We start from the raw sequence: 17,224 nt of genomic DNA, 5'->3' as shown, positions 1-17,224 counted from the left end.
CACATGTCTGCCACCGCCCCCTACGCCGGGCCCTCCCCGATACGACGGCCGCTCGCCGCCGCCGCGCTCCTCGCCTCGCTGGCCGGCCTGGTGTTCGGGCTGCTGCTGGCCGGCGCGGGCCCGGCGTCCGCGCACGCCGCCCTCACCGGGAGCGACCCGGCGGACGGGGCGGTGGTGGACACCGCGCCCAAGGAGGTCACCCTCAGCTTCTCCGAGGCGATCGCCGTGGGCGACGACTCCATCCGGGTCCTCGACCCGAGCGGCAAGCGCGCCGACACCGAGGCCGAGCCGAAGGACCTGTCCGAGGGCTCCACCGTCCGCTACGGCGTAGCGCTCCACGCCGGACTGCCGGACGGCACCTACACGGTGGCCTGGCAGGCGATCTCCGCCGACAGCCACCCGATCTCCGGCGCGTTCACGTTCTCCATCGGCGCCCCTTCCGACACCACGGTGGCCCTGCCCTCCCAGGAGGCGGGCGGCGGCCCGGTCGGCGTCGTCTACGACATCGCGCGCTACGCGGCGTACGGCGGATTCGTCCTGCTCGTCGGCGGCAGCGCGTTCGTCCTCGTCTGCTGGCGAGGCGGGGCGACCGCCCTGCCGATGCAGCGGCTCGTGGTCCGCGGCTGGCTCACCCTGACCGCGGCGACCCTGGTCATGCTGCTGCTGCGCAACCCGTACACCGGCAGCGGGAAGTTCGCCGACGCCTTCGACCTCGCCGGACTCCAGTCCGTCCTGGACACCAAGCCCGGCGCCGCGCTCGTCTCCCGGCTGCTGCTCCTCGGGGCCGCCGCCCTGTTCATCGCCGTGCTGTTCGGTACGTACGCCCGACGCGAGGACGAACGCGAGAAGAAGGACCTCACCTTCGGGCTGGCCGTCGGGGGCGGGGTCGTCGCGACGGGCATCGCCGCCACCTGGGCCATGTCCGAGCACGCCTCGACCGGCATCCAGGCGAACATCGCCATGCCGGTGGACGTCCTCCACCTGCTGGCCGTCGCCGCCTGGCTCGGCGGACTCGCCTCCCTTCTGGTGGCGCTGTACCGGACTCCGGACATCGGCAGCGCCGTGGTCCGGCGGTTCTCCACGGTCGCGTTCGGCAGTGTCGTGGTCCTGGCGGCGACCGGGATCTACCAGTCCTGGCGGCAGGTCGGCTCCTGGTCGGCGCTGACCGGTACGCGCTACGGGCAACTGCTGATCCTCAAGGTGGCGCTGATCGCCGTCCTGCTCGCGGTCGCCTGGTTCTCCCGGCGCTGGACGGGACGGCTGACGGACGCGGCGGTCGCCTCGGAGGGGGCTCCCGGGGAGGAAGCCGAATCCGCATCCGAGGACGCCTCGGCCGATGTCGCCCCCGAGCGCGCCGCACAACTGGCCCGTCAGCGGGCCGCCCTGACCGCGACGAAGAAGAAGCGGATACGGGACGCCGACCCGCAGCGCTCCGGGCTGCGCCGCTCGGTCCTGGCCGAGGCCGCCGTCGCCGTCGTCCTGCTGGCCGTCACCACCATGCTGACGTCCACCGAGCCGGGTCGTACGGAGGAGGAGGCCGCAGGCGGCACCCCGGCCGCGAGCGCTCCCGCCGCGGGCGGCCCGGTCAATCTGAAGATGCCGTTCGACACCGGCGGCCAGAACGGCAAGGGCACCGTCCGCATCGACATCGAACCCGGCCGCACCGGCTCCAACGATCTGCACGTATGGATCGATGGCAGCGACGGCAAGCCGATGGACGTCCCCGAGCTGAAGCTGGCCCTCACCCTGGAGTCGCAGGACATCGGCCCGCTACCCGTCGTCCCGGACCGGCTGGCCGAGGGGCACTGGTCGGCGAGTGCTGTACAGATTCCGATGGCCGGGGACTGGAAGATCGACGTGACGGTACGGACGTCGGACATCGACCAGGTCACCATCGACAAGAACGCGAAGATCGGCTGAGCACGTGAGCAAGACCAGGAAGCAGGCTCCGGCCCAGGCCGCCACGGGCGTCGCCCCGGGCGGCGGCGACGGTGCCGCCGGTGATCGTGCCGCCCCCGCCGGCGTCTCGCGACGGCGGCTGCTGGGCACGGCCGGCGCCGCGGGCGCCACGGGGCTGGTGCTGGGCGCCGGAGGCGGGGCCGCCGGATACGCCGCCACCCGCCCCGAGGAGCCGACGGCTCTGACGACGGTCGGCGCGACCGAGGCGATGTTTCACGGGAAACATCAACCGGGGATCACCACTCCGCTTCAGGCCCGGGGCCATCTCGTCGCCTTCGACCTGGTGGCGGGCGCGGGGCGCAAGGAGGCGGCGGCGCTGCTGCGGCGCTGGTCCGCGGTGGCGAAGGAGCTGATGGCGGGCCGCCCCGTGGCGGGCGCGCCGGACGGCCCCGGGCACGACACCGGGATCGCCCTGGACGCGGGGCCGTCGTCCCTGACCGTCACATTCGGCTTCGGCCGTACGTTCTTCGCGCGCACCGGTCTGACCGACCGCCTGCCCGCCGCGCTCGACCCGCTGCCCGCGTTCTCCGCCGACGCCCTCGACGCCAAGCGGTCCAACGGCGACCTGTGGGTGCAGATCGGCGCGGACGACGCGCTCGTCGCCTTCCACGCGCTGCGGGCGCTCCAGAAGGAGGCCGCGGGCACGGCACGGGTGCGATGGCAGATGAACGGCTTCAACCGCACCCCCGGCGCGACCGCCCGGCCGATGACCGCCCGCAACCTGATGGGCCAGATCGACGGGACCGGCAACCCGAAACCGTCCGAGGAGGACTTCGACCGGCGCGTCTTCGTGCCCGCGTCCCCGGGGAAGCCGCAGGAGTGGATGGAAGACGGTTCGTACGCCGTCGTCCGCCGGATCCGGATGCTCCTGGACGACTGGGAGAAGCTTCCGGTGGAGCGCCAGGAGCGGGTCATCGGGCGGCGCAAGGCGGACGGGGCGCCCCTGAGCGGGGGGACCGAGACAACGGAGATGGACCTCGACAAGGCGGGCCCGGACGGCAGGCTCGTGATCCCCGACAACGCCCACGCCCGGATCTCCTCGCCCGAGGAGAACGGCGGGGCCGCCATGCTGCGCCGCCCGTTCTCGTACCACGACGGCAGCACGGAGGACGGCGCTCCGGACGCCGGGCTGCTGTTCATCTGCTGGCAGGCGGACCCGTTCCGGGGCTTCGTGCCGGTGCAGCGCAAGCTCGACCGGGGCGACGCGCTGTCGCCGTTCCTGAGACACGAGGCGAGCGGGGTGTTCGCGGTCCCGGGCGGGGCGGCGGAGGGAGAGTACGTGGGACAGCGGCTCCTGGAGTCGTAGGCACGCGTACGGTCCGGGGGGGCTCGACCGCATCCTGAGACAGCGCGGCGGTCCTCGCGGGGCAGATTAGGGTGACCGTATGTCAGCCACGCGCTACGCCTATCTCGGCCCCGAAGGCACCTTCACCGAGGTCGCCCTCCGTACGCTCCCGGAGGCCGCCACCCGGGAACTCGTCCCGATGCTGTCCGTACCGGCCGCCCTGGACGCCGTACGCAACGGGGAGGCGGCGGCAGCGCTCGTACCGATCGAGAACTCCGTCGAGGGCGGTATCACCGCGACACTGGACGAGCTGGCCGGCGGGGAACCGCTGATGATCTATCGCGAGGTGCTGCTCTCCATCACCTTCGCGCTGCTGGTACGGCCCGGGACCAAGCTGTCGGACATCAAGACGGTCACCGCGCACCCGGCCGCACAGCCGCAGGTGCGCAAGTGGATGGCGGAGCACCTCCCGGGCGCCCTGTGGGAGTCGGCGGCGTCCAACGCGGACGGGGCCCGGCTGGTCCAGGAGGGGCGGTACGACGCCGCGTTCGCCGGGGAGTTCGCGGCCGCCACCTACGGCCTGGAGCCGCTGGTGACGGAGATCCACGACGCGGCGAACGCCCAGACCCGCTTCGTCCTGGTGGGCCGGCCCGCCCGGCCCTCCGCACCGACCGGCGCGGACAAGACCTCCGTGGTGATCTGGCTGGCCGACGACCACCCCGGCGCCCTGCTGGAGCTGCTCCAGGAGTTCGCGGTGCGTGGCGTCAACCTGATGCTGATCCAGTCCCGCCCGACCGGCGAGGGCATCGGCAACTACTGCTTCGCCGTGGACGCGGAGGGGCACATCGCGGACCGGCGGGTCGGGGAGGCCCTGATGGGGCTGAAGCGGATCAGCCCGAAGGTCCGGTTCCTCGGCTCGTACCCGCGGGCGGGTGTCTCGCCGGACGAGGTGCGGCCGCTGCGGGCGGGCACGTCGGACGCGGCGTTCACGGAAGCCTCCGACTGGCTGGCGCGCAGCCAGGACGGCCGGATCTGACGGAACAGCGGGGAGGTACCCGGCGGCAGGGCTGCCGGAAGCCTCCTCACGCGCTCCGCAGCGGTGCGATCTACAGATAGTCACGCCCTCCGGAGAGTTATCCACAGGAGGGACTCTCGACCTGGGGACAAGTCGACACTCCAATGCGACATCGTCGACAAATCAATCCAGTCACCCCAGAGCCGTCCACAGACGCCTGCGGCTGCATGAGTCGGCGTGTGTCACCTCAATTCCCTTGATCAACTCTTTGGGGCGAGAGAATCCCATCCGAATGAGCACGCGGGACAGGTTTGAGCGGAGAATCCACGGCGCTTCGTCCACCTTCCGGAACAATGCACTCCGGCATCCACAGAACTTCCACACAGCCTGTGGATAACTGCTCCGGGATCGACCCCCTGTGGACAACAGCGACCGTCCCGCCCTCAACTCCCGCCGCACCCAAGGCCGGCACGTCAAGGCGAGCCGCGCCTTCTGCCCTGTTCAGGGGAGTTAACCGCCGTTATTGACGCCCCTCTCCCCGCTCCGACCCCACTCCGGCCGCCATCGCCGTTCACGATTCCTCCCCAGAAATATCAATTCCGGCAATTCGGTCATAGAGACACGCTCGGCAATATCGGTTCGAGTGCCAGAACCGCGCACCGGTAGCCTGGAGGGGTGATTGACCTTCGCCTGCTCCGTGAGGACCCCGACCGTGTTCGCGCCTCCCAGCGCGCCCGTGGAGAGGACGTCGACCTCGTCGACGCCCTGCTCTCCGCCGACGAGCTGCGCAGGTCGTCCGGCGTCCGCTTCGACGAACTCCGCAACGAACAGAAGTCGCTCGGCAAGCTGATCCCCAGGGCCACCCCCGAGGAGCGCACCGAGCTCCTCAAGAAGGCCGAGCAGCTCAAGGCCGACGTCAAGGCGGCCGACGCCGCCCAGGACGAGGCCGACGCCGACGCCAAGCGGCTGCTGCTCCAGCTCGGCAACATCGTCCACGAGGACGTGCCGGTCGGCGGCGAGGAGGACTTCGTCGTCCTGGAGACGCACGGCACCATCCGCGACTTCGGCGCCGAGGGCTTCGAGCCCAAGGACCACCTGGAGCTCGGCGAGGCGCTCGGCGCCATCGACATGGAGCGCGGGGCGAAGGTCTCCGGCTCGCGGTTCTACTACCTCACGGGCGTCGGCGCGCTCCTGGAGCTCGCCCTCGTCAACGCGGCGATCGCGCAGGCCACCGAGGCCGGCTTCACCCCGATGCTGACCCCGGCACTGGTCCGCCCCCGCGCCATGGAGGGCACCGGCTTCCTCGGCCAGGCCGCGGAGAACGTGTACCACCTGGAGAAGGACGACTACTACCTGGTCGGCACCTCCGAGGTCCCGCTCGCCGCGTACCACATGGACGAGATCATCGACGCCGCCAAGCTGCCCCTGCGGTACGCCGGGTTCTCCCCGTGCTTCCGCCGCGAGGCCGGCACCTACGGCAAGGACACCCGCGGCATCTTCCGCGTCCACCAGTTCGACAAGGTCGAGATGTTCTCGTACGTCGACCCGGCGGACGCCGAGGCCGAGCACCGCAGGCTCCTGGAGTGGGAGAAGCAGTGGCTCACCGGTCTCGAACTGCCCTTCCAGGTCATCGACGTCGCCACCGGTGACCTCGGCGCCTCGGCCTCGCGGAAGTTCGACTGCGAGGCGTGGATCCCGACCCAGGGCAAGTACCGCGAGCTGACCTCCGCGTCGAACTGCGACGGCTTCCAGGCCCGCCGCCTGTCCGTCCGGATGCGCGACGGCAAGAAGGTCCAGCCGCTGGCCACGCTGAACGGCACGCTCTGCGCCGTACCGCGCACGATCGTGGCGCTCCTGGAGAACCACCAGCTCCCCGACGGCTCGGTCCGCGTTCCCGAGATGCTCCGTCCCTACCTGGGCGGGCGCGAGGTCCTGGAACCGGTCGCCAAGTGACCTTCCCCTACAAGCTCGTCGCGACCGACCTCGACGGCACGCTGCTCCGCGGCGACGACACGGTCTCCGAGCGCACCCGCGAGGCCCTGGCCGCCGCCACGGCGGCCGGTGCCGCGCACATCATCGTCACCGGACGCGCGGTCCCCTGGACCCGGCACATCCTGGACGACCTCGGTTACGAGGGGCTCGCGGTCTGCGGTCAGGGCGCGCAGGTCTACCACGCGGGCGAGCACAAGCTGCTGACCTCGCTGACCCTGGACCGGCAGCTCGCCGGTCTCGCCCTGTCCAAGATCGAGGCGGAGGTCGGCCCGCTGCACCTGGCGGCCGGCCGCGACGGTCTTGAGGGCGAAGTGCTGGTCGGCCCCGGTTACCAGGTGCAGGAGGGGCCGCTTCCGTATCTCTTCGTGGACGACGCCACCGAGATGTGGACGGCCCCGCTCAACAAGGTCTACATACAGCACCCGGAGCTGGACGACGACGCGCTGGCCTTCGCCGCGCGGGCGGCCGTCGGCAGCCTGGTCGACGTGGTCATGGCCGGGGCCGGTGTGGTCGAGATCCTGCCGCTGGGCCTGAGCAAGGCGACCGGCCTCTCGCTCGCCGCCCGCCGGCTCGGGGTGAAGGCGGCCGACACGATCGCCTTCGGCGACATGCCGAACGACATCCCGATGTTCGGTTGGGCCCAGCACGGCGTGGCCATGGCCAACGCCCACGACGACCTGAAGGCCGTCGCCCACGAGATCACGGCGTCCAACGAGGACGACGGCATCGCGGTGGTGCTGGAGGAGCTGCTCCGCTCGGCGCCCGTACAGCCCGTGCGGTAGGACGGCACCACCCGCACCCCGGAAAGCGTGACAGCGGCCCGGCACCGTTTCCCACGGTGCCGGGCCGCTTCACTCAGCGCTGCCCGTGACGGCGGCGCAGATCCTTCAGCTGCCCGGCAAAGGCATCCATCCTCCCGTCGAGCCGACCGACGTCCTGCTGCACATCCGTCAGCCGCAGACTCATCGCCCCGACCACCTGATGCGTCATCTCCACCTTCCGGTCGAGGCTGTCGAGCCGCTCCGACATCCGCACCAGCACCGGCCCGAGCTCCTTCAGCGCACTGCCGACTCCGGTGAGGCAGCTCTCGATGCGCGTGACGCGGTGGTCGAGGGAGGCGTACTGCGTGCGGAGCGACTCCTCGGCGTCGAGGAGGTATGTACGCACGCAGCGGGCGATGTCGCTGTCGCGAAGAAGCAGGGCGATGTTGAGGACGGTGCGGCGGGTGTAGAGGGTCAGCTGCGTGGCAGCCTGTGGATAACTTTCCTGCCCCTCCCTCTCCCATAGAGACAACATGTCCCTCTGGAAAAGCCGCAGATCAGAGCCGCGCAGCACGACGAGGCCATTCTCCTCAACCTCGGCTCGGTGCCGCTGCGTCACCTTCTTCACGGTCTCTGTGGATACTTCGAAGTAGCGAGCCACGTCCTCTGTGCGAACGTGAATTCCGTCCGGGAGCATGACAAGGCTCTTCACCTTGTCGAGAACATCGACGCGCCCCATCTGCTCCCCGCGCAGCGCGCGCGATTCGAGCAGGGCGACTTCCGTGGGCATGGGTATGCCTTTCGTACGAGGGAATGACGAGGGCGGCCCACACCCCGGGCTTCAGGGGTGGAGGACGCTCACGGTTGCCACTCACTCGATGACCGGTCCGGTGGGCTGAGCCTCACCCGGTGCCGGCATTCCCCGATTTCACGATCGCTACGACGCCACGGATTCCCGTTGCCTCCACGCACTCTGCTCAACGACCCGATAAACACAACGTCACGCGCACGTCTGTCCGGTCATACGACGATCCCCGCCCTTGCCGGGACAAGGGCGGGGACCGTCGGGACGCAGCAGGGGGCTCAGGCCGCAGGCCTCACTCCTCGCCCGCCAGCTTCAGTGCCCGCAGCTTCTGGCCCGCGTACCAGGCGGCGGCGGCCGTGACGACGACCAGCAGGACCGTGGCGAGCGGCAGGCCGACCTCCGAGGTCACCGCGCCGTCACCCGCGACCTTCTGGGCGACCGCCAGGGACCACTGCTGGACGCTGAGCGTCCGCGCGCCGGCCACCAGGCTGCCGAAGAGGGCTTCCCAGACCAGGGCGTAGACCAGGCCGAGGACGACCGCGTGCCGGCTGACCGTGCCGAGCAGCAGGAACAGGGCGCTGTAGGCGATCGAGGCGACCAGCGCCGCGATCGTGTAGGCGACGGCGATCTGCTGGCCGTTGCCGTTGAGGATCAGGCCCGCGAGCAGCGTCGGCAGCGCCGAGAACACCATGGTCACCGCGATGGCCACGATCAGCTTGGTGAAGATGATCGTGGGCCGCTTCACCGGCTTCGCGAGCAGGTAGACGATCGAGCCGTCGTCGATCTCGGGGCCGATCGCCCCGGTGCCCGCGATCACGCCGATCAGCGGCACCATCGTGGCGATGGCGAACCCGCCGAGGACGTTCGAGGCGATCTGGTCGTCGGCCCCGGCGAACATCCGCACGGCCGCGGCGATCAGCAGCAGCAGGGCGGGCAGGACGAACAGGATGGCGGCCCGGCGCCGGCCGAGCAGGGCCCGGTAGGTGAGCCGGGCGACTGTGGGGTCGTACATGACGGTGCACAGCTCCTTTCAGGCCACTACTCAGGCCGCTACGAGATAGGAAAAGACCGATTCGAGGGACTCGTCGGACGGCGAGACGGTGAGCAGCCGGATGCCCTGCTCCCGGGCGACCCTCGGCAGCAGCTCGGTGAACCGGCCGAAGTCGACGGCCTGGATGCGCAGCGCCTTCTCGGTCAGGTCGACCTCGATGCCCGCCGTGGAGGGGTCGGCGATGAGCGCGGCCGCGAGGGCCCGGTCGTCGCTGGAGCGCACCAGATAGCGGTGCGGGCGGTCCTTCATCAGCCGGCGGATCTTGCGGAAGTCGCCGGATGCGGCGTGCCGGCCCGCCACGATCACCTCGATGTGCGAGGCCAGTTGCTCGACCTCTTCGAGGATGTGCGAGGAGAACAGGACCGTACGGCCCTCGGCGCCCATCCGCCGCAGCAGCTCCATCAGCTGCATCCGCTGGCGCGGGTCCATTCCGTTGAACGGTTCGTCCAGGAGCAGCACCGAGGGCTCGTGGACCAGCGCGGAGGCCATCTTCACGCGCTGGCGCATGCCCTTGCTGTACGTGGCGATCTTGCGGTCCTGCGCGTACTCCATCTGGACCGTGGCGAGCGCCCTCTGGGCCTCGGCACCTCCCAAACCATGGAGTTCGGCGTTGGCGACGACGAATTCCTTGCCGGTGAGGAAGTCGTACATCCCTTCCCGCTCCGGGACGATGCCGATCTCCTTGTATACGGCCTCGTTGCGCCAGATCGTCCGGCCGTCGAGCGTGACCCTTCCCGTCGAGGGGGCGAGGAATCCGCCCATCATGTTGATGAGGGTGGACTTTCCGGCGCCGTTCGGGCCGAGGAGTCCGGTGACGCCGGGGCCCACGGTCATGGAGACGTCGTTGACGGCGACCACGTTGCCGAACCAGCGCGAGGTGTGGTCGATCTCGATGGTGGTCACAGCCCGACCCTCCGGTAGCGGCGCATCAGGACGGCGTACGAGCCGGCGACGAGCGCGAGAACAACGATCAGGTAGACCACGCCGACTCCGGCGCCGGGACCTTCCCCTCCGGGGAAGGCGGAGGTCGCGCCGAGGAACGCGGTCTGGACGCCGTCGATCAAGGTGATCGGCGAGAAGAGCCCGAGCCACTGCACGGCCCCTTCCGACCCGGTCTCCCAGGCGATGGCCTGGACCGTGGAGACGGCGCCGTAGGTGATGGTCAGAAGGGCGATCACCGCGGCGACGCCGAAGCCGCGCCGCGGGGTCAGGGCGGCCATCACCAGGCCGAGCCCGGCGAACAGCACGGACAGCAGCGCCACCGACACCAGCCCCTGGCCGAACCACTTGGTCTGATCGGCGAAGTCGAACTTCGCGAGCAGAGAGCCCACATAGAGGATGAGCAGCGGCGCACCGGTGAGGATGAAGAGCGCGGAGGCGGTGGCGGCGAACTTCGCGACCACGTAGTCGGCGTGTTCGATCGGCCGCGAGAAGTACAGGGGGACGCTCTTGAAGCGGAGGTCCCTGGACACCGCCTGCGGGGCCTGGGCGGCGATGAAGAGGCCGATGACGGCCTGGAGGTAGATCGCGTACGAGGTGTACTTGACCACCAGTTTGGTGGCGTCGGGCGCGGCCATGGAGACCGCCACCAGGATCGCCGCGACCAGCGCCATCACGCCGAACAGCAGCATGGGCAGCACCTTGGACTTGGCGGAGCGGCCCAGTCCGAAGGAGCCCCGCAGGGTCTGCGAGAACAGGGAGCGGCGGGCGTAGGCCCGGCCGAGCCGCGGTCCGTCGTAGGAGCGGTAGCCGATGTTGTGGATCCGGGAGGCGTCGCGCCCGGCCGCGGCCTTGGTCTCAGCGCTCATCGCGACCGCTTCCCTTCTGCTGGACGACCCCGGCGGTGGCTGCCGCGGCCGGGACGGCGGCTGCCTGCGCCGCGCCCTGTTCGGTACGGAAGACCTCGGCGATCTGGTGGCGGCGCTGTTCCATACGGACCAGGCCGAGCCCGAGCCCGGCGACGCTGTCGCGAACGACGTCGTACGTCTCCTCGCCCGTCGCCTCGATCAGCAGGATGTGGCCCGCGCCCGGCAGCCCCTCCGTGTCGATCCCGTCGTGGCCGATCAGCGTGACCCCGGCGTCGGTGAGGACCTTGCGCAGCGCGCCGGTGCCGTCGGGGTGGGTGTCGCTGTCGGTCACCTCGACCGCGAGGGTCGCGGTGGTCTGGGTGAAGTCGCTGGTGGAGCTGGAGCGCAGGAGCGTTCCGCCGTCGATGACGACGACGTGGTCGCAGGTGCGTTCCAGCTCGCCGAGGAGGTGCGAGGTCACCAGCACGGAGATGCCGAAGTCGGTGTGGATGCGCCGGATCAGACCGAGCATCTCGTCCCGGCCGACCGGGTCGAGGCCGTTGGTCGGCTCGTCGAGCAGGACCAGCTGGGGGTCGTGGACGAGGGCCTGGGCCAGCTTCACCCGCTGCTTCATGCCGGTCGAGTAGCCGCCGATGGGGCGGTAGCGCTCCTCGTAGAGGCCGACGTGGCGCAGGGTGTCGGCCGTGCGCTCGCGGGCCGCCGTGGGCGGCAGCCCCGACATGCGCGCCATGTGCACGACGAACTCGGTCGCCGAGACGTCGGGCGGCAGACAGTCGTGCTCGGGCATGTATCCCACCCGTTCCCGGATGGCGGCGCCGCTGGTCGCGACGTCGAGCCCGAGCACCGCGGCCCGGCCTTCGGTGGCGGGGGAAAGACCCAGCAGGATCTTGATCAGTGTGGACTTGCCGGCTCCGTTGGAACCCACCAGACCGGTCACACCCGGTCCGATGTCCAACGTGAGCCGGTCAAGCGCGGTCACCCGGGGGAACCGCATGCTCAGGGCTTCGGTAGCGATTACGGCTGTCACGGAAATGACGTTAGTGGCGCGGACCACAGGGGTCGTCAGCCCTGACGGTTGGATCCGCGTCAGACTCCAGGCGTACACGCCCGTAGGGGGATGCGCCGTGGATCCACCGCGGAGCCGGGGTTTTCCACAGGACGTGCACACCCCTTGACGCAGCCGCCGGACATTGTCACATTCATCAGTGTCACGTTACGGGCACGTACCGCACACGGCAGGGGAACGGACGGTGGCATGACCGGCTTGGCCAAGGCAGTGCAGGACGCCAACACCCCGGAGCTGCGCGGGTTCAGAGAGGTTCAGCGCCTCGCCTATGCCTGCGCGGAGGCGGTCGCCGGACAGTTGCGCTCCGGGGTGACCGAGCGCGAGGCGGCCCGGATGCAGCGCGTGTGGCTGCGCGAGCGCGGTGTGCGCGACTGGTTCCACCTCCCGTTCGCCTGGTTCGGGGACCGTACGGCGTTCGCCGGGTTCAAGGTGCCGCTGCAGTTCTTCCCGACCGACCGGAAGCTGGAGCCGGGGATGCCGTTCATCCTCGACATGGCCCCGGTGTACAAGGGTTTCACCGCCGATGTCGGGTATGCGGGGTGCCTCGGCCTCAATCCGCTGCACGACAAACTACTGGCCGATCTGGAGGCCCACCGCGAGCTGATCCTGCGCGAGGTGCGCGAGCGCCGTTCGCTGCGCGAGATCTACGAGGACGTCGAACGCCTCATGACCGCCCAGGGATACGCGAACCGGCACCGGGCCTACCCCTTCGGCGTGATCGCCCACAAGGTCGACCGAGTCGCCGAACGCCGTTGGTCCCCGCAGGTGTTCGGCTTCGGCACCCAGGCCCTCAAGGGGCTCGTGAGCGACGCGCTGCACGGCCACCGGGAGGGCTGGTCGCCGCTGTGGAGCCCCTACCGGTTCTCCGACCACCCCCCGCAGCCGGGCCTGTGGGCGGTCGAACCCCACCTCGGATTCCGGGGTACGGGCGCGAAGTTCGAGGAGATCCTGGTCGTCACCGACTCCAAGGACCCCGAGCAGAGCGCCTTCTGGCTGGACGACGATCTGCCGCATGTGCGGCGCTGGGCCGAGGAGAAGGTGGCGGCGTGAATCTGTCTCAGGCGCGTGAGCGGACCGTGGGTACGGGAGGCGTCGAGCTGTGCGTCGCCGAGCTGGGCGACGCGGGCCGGCCGACCGTGGTGCTGGTCCACGGCTATCCGGACAGCAAGGAGGTCTGGTCGGACGTCGCCGTACGGCTGGCCGAGCACTGGCACGTGGTGCTGTACGACGTGCGGGGACACGGCAGGTCCACCGCCCCGACGCCGCTGCGCGGCGGCTTCACCCTGGAGAAGCTGACCGACGACTTCCTCGCCGTGATCGACACGGTCAGCCCGGACCGGCCGGTGCACGTGGTCGGTCACGACTGGGGCTCCGTCCAGTCGTGGGAGTTCGTCACGGTCGGCCGGACCGAGGGCCGGATCGCCTCCTTCACCTCGATGTCCGGGCCGTCGCTCGACCACTTCGGGCACTGGATCAAGCGCCGCATCTCCCGCCCCACCCCGCGCAGGGTGGGCCAACTGCTCGGCCAGGGCGCCAAATCCTGGTACGTGTACATGCTCCACACGCCCGTCCTGCCGGAGCTCGCCTGGCGCGGGCCGCTCGGCAAGCACTGGCCGGGGATCCTGGAGCGGCTGGAGAAGGTGCCCGCGGGCGACTACCCCACCGCCTCCCTCCCGAACGACGCGGCGCACGGTGCCTGGCTCTACCGCGACAACGTCCGGGCCCGGCTGAGCAGGCCCCGCCCGGACGCCTACGCCCACGCACCGGTCCAGCTGATCACCCCGACCGGGGACTCCTTCCTGTCCGAGCGGCTCTACGACGGTCTGGAGGACCGGGTCCCCACGCTGGTACGCCGCTCGCTGCCGGCCAAGCACTGGGTGCCCCGCACCCGGCCGGACCAGCTCGCTTCCTGGATCGACGAGTTCGTCACCGCCAACGAGTCCGCCGCGCGGGACGGCGGGCCCGTGCAGCAAACGGTCGCGCAGGGGCCCTACGCAGAGCGGTTCGGCGGTCAGCTGATCCTGGTGACGGGCGCGGCCTCCGGGATCGGGCGGGCCACGGCGTTCGCGTTCGCCGAGGCGGGCGCCCGGATCGTGGCCGTGGACCGGGATGCGGAGGGGGCCGCTCGCACCGCGGAGATGGCGCGGCTGATCGGGGCGCCCGCGGCCTGGGGCGAGGCCGTGGACGTCAGCGACGAGGCCGAGATGGAGAAGCTCGCCGCACGGGTCGCCGCCGAGTACGGAATCGTCGACGTCCTGGTCAACAACGCCGGGATCGGGCTCTCCGGCTCCTTTCTGGAGACCACGAGCGAGGAGTGGAAGAAGGTCCTCGACGTCAATCTGTGGGGAGTCATCCACGGCTGCCGGTTCTTCGGCAAGCAGATGGCGGACCGCGGCCAGGGCGGCCACATCGTCAACACCGCTTCGGCCGCGGCCTTCCAGCCCTCCCGGGTGCTGCCCGCGTACAGCACGTCGAAGGCGGCCGTGCTGATGCTCAGCGAGTGCCTGCGGGCCGAACTGGCGGAGAAGTCCATCGGCGTGAGCGCGATATGCCCCGGCATCGTCAACACCAACATCACCGCCACCACACGGTTCGCCGGGGCCGACGCGGCGGAGGAGGAGCGGCTGCAGAAGCGGACGAGCCGCCTCTACGGACGGCGCAACTACCCGCCGGAGAGGGTCGCCGACGCGATCCTGCGGGCGGTCGTGCGCAACCAGGCCGTGGTCCCGGTGACCCCGGAGGCGCGCGGCGCCCGGCTGCTGTCCCGGCTGAGCCCGGGAACACTGCGCTCCGTCGCCCGGCTGAAGCCGCCGCTGTGACCGGGGCAGGGGCGGAAGCGGGAGCCGGGGCCGCCGAGTACCGGATCGAGGACCTGGCGCACGCCAGCGGGGCCACGGTGCGCACGATCCGCGCCTATCAGGACCGGGGGCTGCTCCCGACGCCCGAGCGGCGCGGTCGTGCCAATGTGTACCGGGAGGCCCATCTGGCCCGGCTGCGGCAGATCGCGGACCTGCTCGACCGGGGCTACACCCTTGCCAGCATCAAGGAGTTGCTGGAGGCGTGGGACGCGGGGCGGGGGCTCGGCGGGGTGCTCGGGCTCGTCGCGGAGGTGCAGGGGCCGTGGACGGACGAGGAGGCGGGCCGGATCACCCGGACGGAGCTGGACGCGAAGTTCGGCGGCGCGCAGGACGACGAGGCGATCGCGGAGGCCGTGGCGCTCGGCGTGCTGGAGCGCGTGCCCGGCCGGGACGACGAGTTCCTCGTACCGAGCCCGCAAGAGCTGGCGGTGGCGGTCGAGTTGCACGGCGCGGGCGTCCCGCTGCTCGCGATCTCCGGTCATCTCAAGGAACTTCGTGGCCAGGTCGAGCACATAGCCTCCCGTTTCCTGGAGTTCACCACCGAGCACGTCTTCGCCCGCTACCTGGGCCACCGGCCGCCCACCGACTCCGACGCGGCCGAGGCGGCGTCGATGGTGCGCCGGCTGCGGCCGCTCGCGCAGCAGACAGTGGACGCCGAACTGGCGCGCGCGATGCGATTGTTCGCCACTCGGCATCTGCATCACCACCTCGTCGCGCAGGAGAGCACCATGGAGGGGAGCGAGACCCGCCCGGTGCTCCTGCCGCGCCGGACAACGCAGGCTGTGCAGGAGCTCGTTGGCGTCGACCACGTGGCGGCGTTCGTCGCGGCGGCTGCCGAACGCGAGGTGCAGGCACGCACCTTGGACGCGCTCACCTCATCTCGCGCAATAGCCAATAAAGTTGATGAAAAAGGTTAAATCGCCCGCCAGTTGTCCACAGAGCCGTCAAATAGCCTGTGGATAAGTCAAGTTGGCTGTGGATCAAACATCGGTGCGGAGAAAGACGAAAAGAAGCCTGTAAGAAATCCGGATGCACCGACGAACCGCGCACGGGCACTCTGACGCCATGGACGAACGTCGCACCGTCAAGGTGTCCAAGTACCTCTCGAAGCATCTGCGGCACCAGCCGGAGCGCATCGGCATCACCCTCGACGACAACGGCTGGGTGGGTATCGAGACCTTGCTGAGCGCGGCGGCCTCCCACGGCTTCACCGTCAGCCGCGCCGAGCTCGACCACGTGGTCGCCGTCAACGACAAGCGCCGCTTCACGGTGGATGGCGACCGCATCCGCGCCAATCAGGGCCACACCGTCGCCGTGGACCTGGACCTGCCGCCGGCCGAACCGCCCGCGTACCTCTACCACGGCACGGTCGCCCGGGTGATGGACGCGATCCGGGCCGAGGGCCTGCGCCCCATGACCCGCTACCACGTGCACCTGTCGTCCGACCGGGAGACGGCCACCCGGGTCGGCGCCCGCCGCGGCCGCCCCCTCGTCCTCACCGTGGACGCGGGCGCGATGCACCGCGCCGGCCATGCCTTCCGGGTCAGCGCCAACGGTGTCTGGCTCGCCGACGCGGTACCGCCGGAGTTCCTTCTCCTGCGCGACTGAGGGCTGCAGCAGCAGGAACCTCGTGGGTTACGCCAGCTGCGCGGGCGCCTCGGTGGCGATGCGCTCGAAGACCTTCGGGTCGACGTCGAAGACCGAGTCCGGGATCGGGGCGTGGACGACGATCTCGGTGAAGCCCAGCTCCGCGTGGCGTCCCGCGAAGTCGACGAACGCGTCCACGGACTCCAGCGGGGCGGTGCGGTCCGGGGTGAAGCCCGTCAGCAGGATCCGGTCCGGCTCGTAGGCGTCCCGGCCGATCTCCGCACAGGCCGCCGAGAACCTCTCGCTCTGCGCCCGCAGCGCGGCCCGCGACTCCTCCGGGGTGCCGTTCTCGTAAAGCTTCGGGTCGCCGGTGGTGACCCACGCCTGCCCGTGACGGGCGGCGAGCTTCAACCCGCGCGGTCCGGTCGCGGCGACCGCGAAGGGCAGCCGGGGCCGCTGGACACAGCCGGGAATGTTGCGGGCCTCGTCCGCGGTGTAGTGGGTCCCGCGCTCGGTCACCGCGTCCTCGGTGAGCAGACGGTCCAGGAGCGGCACGAACTCGGCGAACCGGTCGGCACGTTCGCGCGGGGCCCAGGACTCCTGACCCAGGGCGGTGGCGTCGAACCCGCTGCCTCCGGCGCCGATGCCGAGCGTGATCCGGCCGCCCGAGATGTCGTCCAGGGAGATCAGCTCCTTGGCCAGCGTGACCGGGTGGCGGAAGTTGGGCGAGGTCACGAGGGTGCCGAGACGCAGGCGTTCGGTGGCCGTCGCCGCAGCGGTGAGCGTGGGCAGGGCCCCGAACCACGGGCCGTCCCGGAAGGTCCGCCAGGACAGGTGGTCGTAGGTGTAAGCCGTGTGGAAGCCCAGCTCCTCCGCGCGCCGCCAGCGGTCGCGGCCGCCCTCGTTCCAGCGGTGGACGGGAAGAATCACGGTGCTCAGACGGGGGCTCATGCTTCTGAGCCTACGACCGTGCCCACGCTCCGCGACCGCGACCCGATGGCTTTGGCATATGCCAGCGGACCTTTCCGCAGATCAGC

15 protein-coding genes are annotated in these 17,224 nt (G+C 70.5%); 9 read left to right on the top strand and 6 right to left on the bottom strand.

The features are described from left to right. Positions 1 to 3: 3 nt before the first annotated feature. The 5 genes from D3105_RS02345 to D3105_RS02325 all read left to right on the top strand — a co-directional run bounded on the left by D3105_RS02345 (position 4) and on the right by D3105_RS02325 (position 7,033). Positions 4 to 1,920 (top strand): copper resistance CopC/CopD family protein, encoded by a 1,917-nt coding sequence (locus tag D3105_RS02345; protein ID WP_118899489.1) that lies wholly within the window; start codon positions 4 to 6, stop codon positions 1,918 to 1,920. A 4-nt stretch (positions 1,921 to 1,924) separates the two neighbouring features. Next, complete coding sequence (efeB, locus tag D3105_RS02340) at positions 1,925 to 3,265, top strand: iron uptake transporter deferrochelatase/peroxidase subunit (protein ID WP_118899487.1); 1,341 nt, start codon at positions 1,925 to 1,927, stop codon at positions 3,263 to 3,265. Between the two features lie 79 nt (positions 3,266 to 3,344). Further along, positions 3,345 to 4,280, top strand: a complete 936-nt coding sequence (pheA, locus tag D3105_RS02335; RefSeq protein WP_118899484.1) for a prephenate dehydratase — start codon at positions 3,345 to 3,347, stop codon at positions 4,278 to 4,280. Positions 4,281 to 4,934: 654 nt separating this feature from the next. After that, positions 4,935 to 6,212, top strand: a complete 1,278-nt coding sequence (serS, locus tag D3105_RS02330) for a serine--tRNA ligase (RefSeq protein WP_118899482.1) — start codon at positions 4,935 to 4,937, stop codon at positions 6,210 to 6,212. Next, positions 6,209 to 7,033 carry an HAD family hydrolase gene (locus D3105_RS02325; protein ID WP_118899479.1) on the top strand — a complete coding sequence of 275 codons (825 nt, stop codon included), beginning with the start codon at positions 6,209 to 6,211 and terminating at the stop codon, positions 7,031 to 7,033. Before serS ends, D3105_RS02325 begins: the two co-directional genes overlap by 4 nt. 73 nt (positions 7,034 to 7,106) lie before the next feature. On the opposite strand, the gene D3105_RS02320 is transcribed toward D3105_RS02325, so the two are convergent. The 5 genes from D3105_RS02320 to D3105_RS02300 all read right to left on the bottom strand — a co-directional run bounded on the left by D3105_RS02320 (position 7,107) and on the right by D3105_RS02300 (position 11,670). Continuing rightward, positions 7,107 to 7,802 (bottom strand): hypothetical protein, encoded by a 696-nt coding sequence (locus D3105_RS02320; RefSeq protein ID WP_118899476.1) that lies wholly within the window; start codon positions 7,800 to 7,802, stop codon positions 7,107 to 7,109. A gap of 307 nt (positions 7,803 to 8,109) precedes the next feature. Then, positions 8,110 to 8,829 (bottom strand): ABC transporter permease, encoded by a 720-nt coding sequence (locus tag D3105_RS02315; protein WP_118899474.1) that lies wholly within the window; start codon positions 8,827 to 8,829, stop codon positions 8,110 to 8,112. A 30-nt stretch (positions 8,830 to 8,859) separates the two neighbouring features. Further along, positions 8,860 to 9,771 (bottom strand): ABC transporter ATP-binding protein, encoded by a 912-nt coding sequence (locus D3105_RS02310; RefSeq protein WP_118899472.1) that lies wholly within the window; start codon positions 9,769 to 9,771, stop codon positions 8,860 to 8,862. Further along, positions 9,768 to 10,676 (bottom strand): ABC transporter permease, encoded by a 909-nt coding sequence (locus tag D3105_RS02305; protein ID WP_118899469.1) that lies wholly within the window; start codon positions 10,674 to 10,676, stop codon positions 9,768 to 9,770. Before D3105_RS02305 ends, D3105_RS02310 begins: the two co-directional genes overlap by 4 nt. Beyond that, positions 10,666 to 11,670 (bottom strand): ABC transporter ATP-binding protein, encoded by a 1,005-nt coding sequence (locus tag D3105_RS02300; RefSeq protein ID WP_118899467.1) that lies wholly within the window; start codon positions 11,668 to 11,670, stop codon positions 10,666 to 10,668. The genes D3105_RS02305 and D3105_RS02300 overlap by 11 nt, the downstream gene beginning before the upstream one ends. A gap of 261 nt (positions 11,671 to 11,931) precedes the next feature. On the opposite strand from D3105_RS02300, the gene D3105_RS02295 reads away from it, so the two are divergent. The 4 genes from D3105_RS02295 to D3105_RS02280 all read left to right on the top strand — a co-directional run bounded on the left by D3105_RS02295 (position 11,932) and on the right by D3105_RS02280 (position 16,208). Then, positions 11,932 to 12,792 carry a M24 family metallopeptidase gene (locus D3105_RS02295; RefSeq protein ID WP_118899465.1) on the top strand — a complete coding sequence of 287 codons (861 nt, stop codon included), beginning with the start codon at positions 11,932 to 11,934 and terminating at the stop codon, positions 12,790 to 12,792. Then, positions 12,789 to 14,561: an SDR family oxidoreductase gene (locus D3105_RS02290; protein WP_118899463.1), complete on the top strand. Its 1,773-nt coding sequence runs from the start codon at positions 12,789 to 12,791 to the stop codon at positions 14,559 to 14,561. Before D3105_RS02295 ends, D3105_RS02290 begins: the two co-directional genes overlap by 4 nt. After that, entirely contained in the window at positions 14,558 to 15,517 is a 960-nt protein-coding gene (locus D3105_RS02285) for a MerR family transcriptional regulator (protein WP_118899461.1), read from the top strand. Before D3105_RS02290 ends, D3105_RS02285 begins: the two co-directional genes overlap by 4 nt. Before the next feature lie 148 nt (positions 15,518 to 15,665). After that, a complete protein-coding gene (locus D3105_RS02280; RefSeq protein WP_118899459.1) occupies positions 15,666 to 16,208 on the top strand; it encodes an RNA 2'-phosphotransferase in 543 nt (180 codons plus the stop codon). A 27-nt stretch (positions 16,209 to 16,235) separates the two neighbouring features. On the opposite strand, the gene D3105_RS02275 is transcribed toward D3105_RS02280, so the two are convergent. Further along, positions 16,236 to 17,138, bottom strand: coding sequence for an LLM class flavin-dependent oxidoreductase (locus D3105_RS02275; protein WP_118899457.1), 903 nt, complete (start codon positions 17,136 to 17,138; stop codon positions 16,236 to 16,238). Positions 17,139 to 17,224 lie beyond the last annotated feature (86 nt).

This window comes from Streptomyces globisporus (assembly GCF_003501885.1).
In the GTDB taxonomy this organism is placed as follows: Bacteria; Actinomycetota; Actinomycetes; order Streptomycetales; family Streptomycetaceae; genus Streptomyces; species Streptomyces globisporus_D.
This window is presented reverse-complemented; position numbering and strand designations above follow the sequence as displayed.

Coding starts and splice junctions, on each gene's coding strand:
- D3105_RS02320 (WP_118899476.1), bottom strand. CDS start 7,802: ATGCCCACGGAAGTCGCCCTGCTCGAATCGCGCGCGCTGCGCGGGGAG.
- D3105_RS02295 (WP_118899465.1), top strand. CDS start 11,932: ATGACCGGCTTGGCCAAGGCAGTGCAGGACGCCAACACCCCGGAGCTG.
- pheA (WP_118899484.1), top strand. CDS start 3,345: ATGTCAGCCACGCGCTACGCCTATCTCGGCCCCGAAGGCACCTTCACC.
- D3105_RS02315 (WP_118899474.1), bottom strand. CDS start 8,829: ATGTACGACCCCACAGTCGCCCGGCTCACCTACCGGGCCCTGCTCGGC.
- D3105_RS02345 (WP_118899489.1), top strand. CDS start 4: ATGTCTGCCACCGCCCCCTACGCCGGGCCCTCCCCGATACGACGGCCG.
- D3105_RS02280 (WP_118899459.1), top strand. CDS start 15,666: ATGGACGAACGTCGCACCGTCAAGGTGTCCAAGTACCTCTCGAAGCAT.
- D3105_RS02300 (WP_118899467.1), bottom strand. CDS start 11,670: ATGCGGTTCCCCCGGGTGACCGCGCTTGACCGGCTCACGTTGGACATC.
- D3105_RS02305 (WP_118899469.1), bottom strand. CDS start 10,676: ATGAGCGCTGAGACCAAGGCCGCGGCCGGGCGCGACGCCTCCCGGATC.
- D3105_RS02275 (WP_118899457.1), bottom strand. CDS start 17,138: ATGAGCCCCCGTCTGAGCACCGTGATTCTTCCCGTCCACCGCTGGAAC.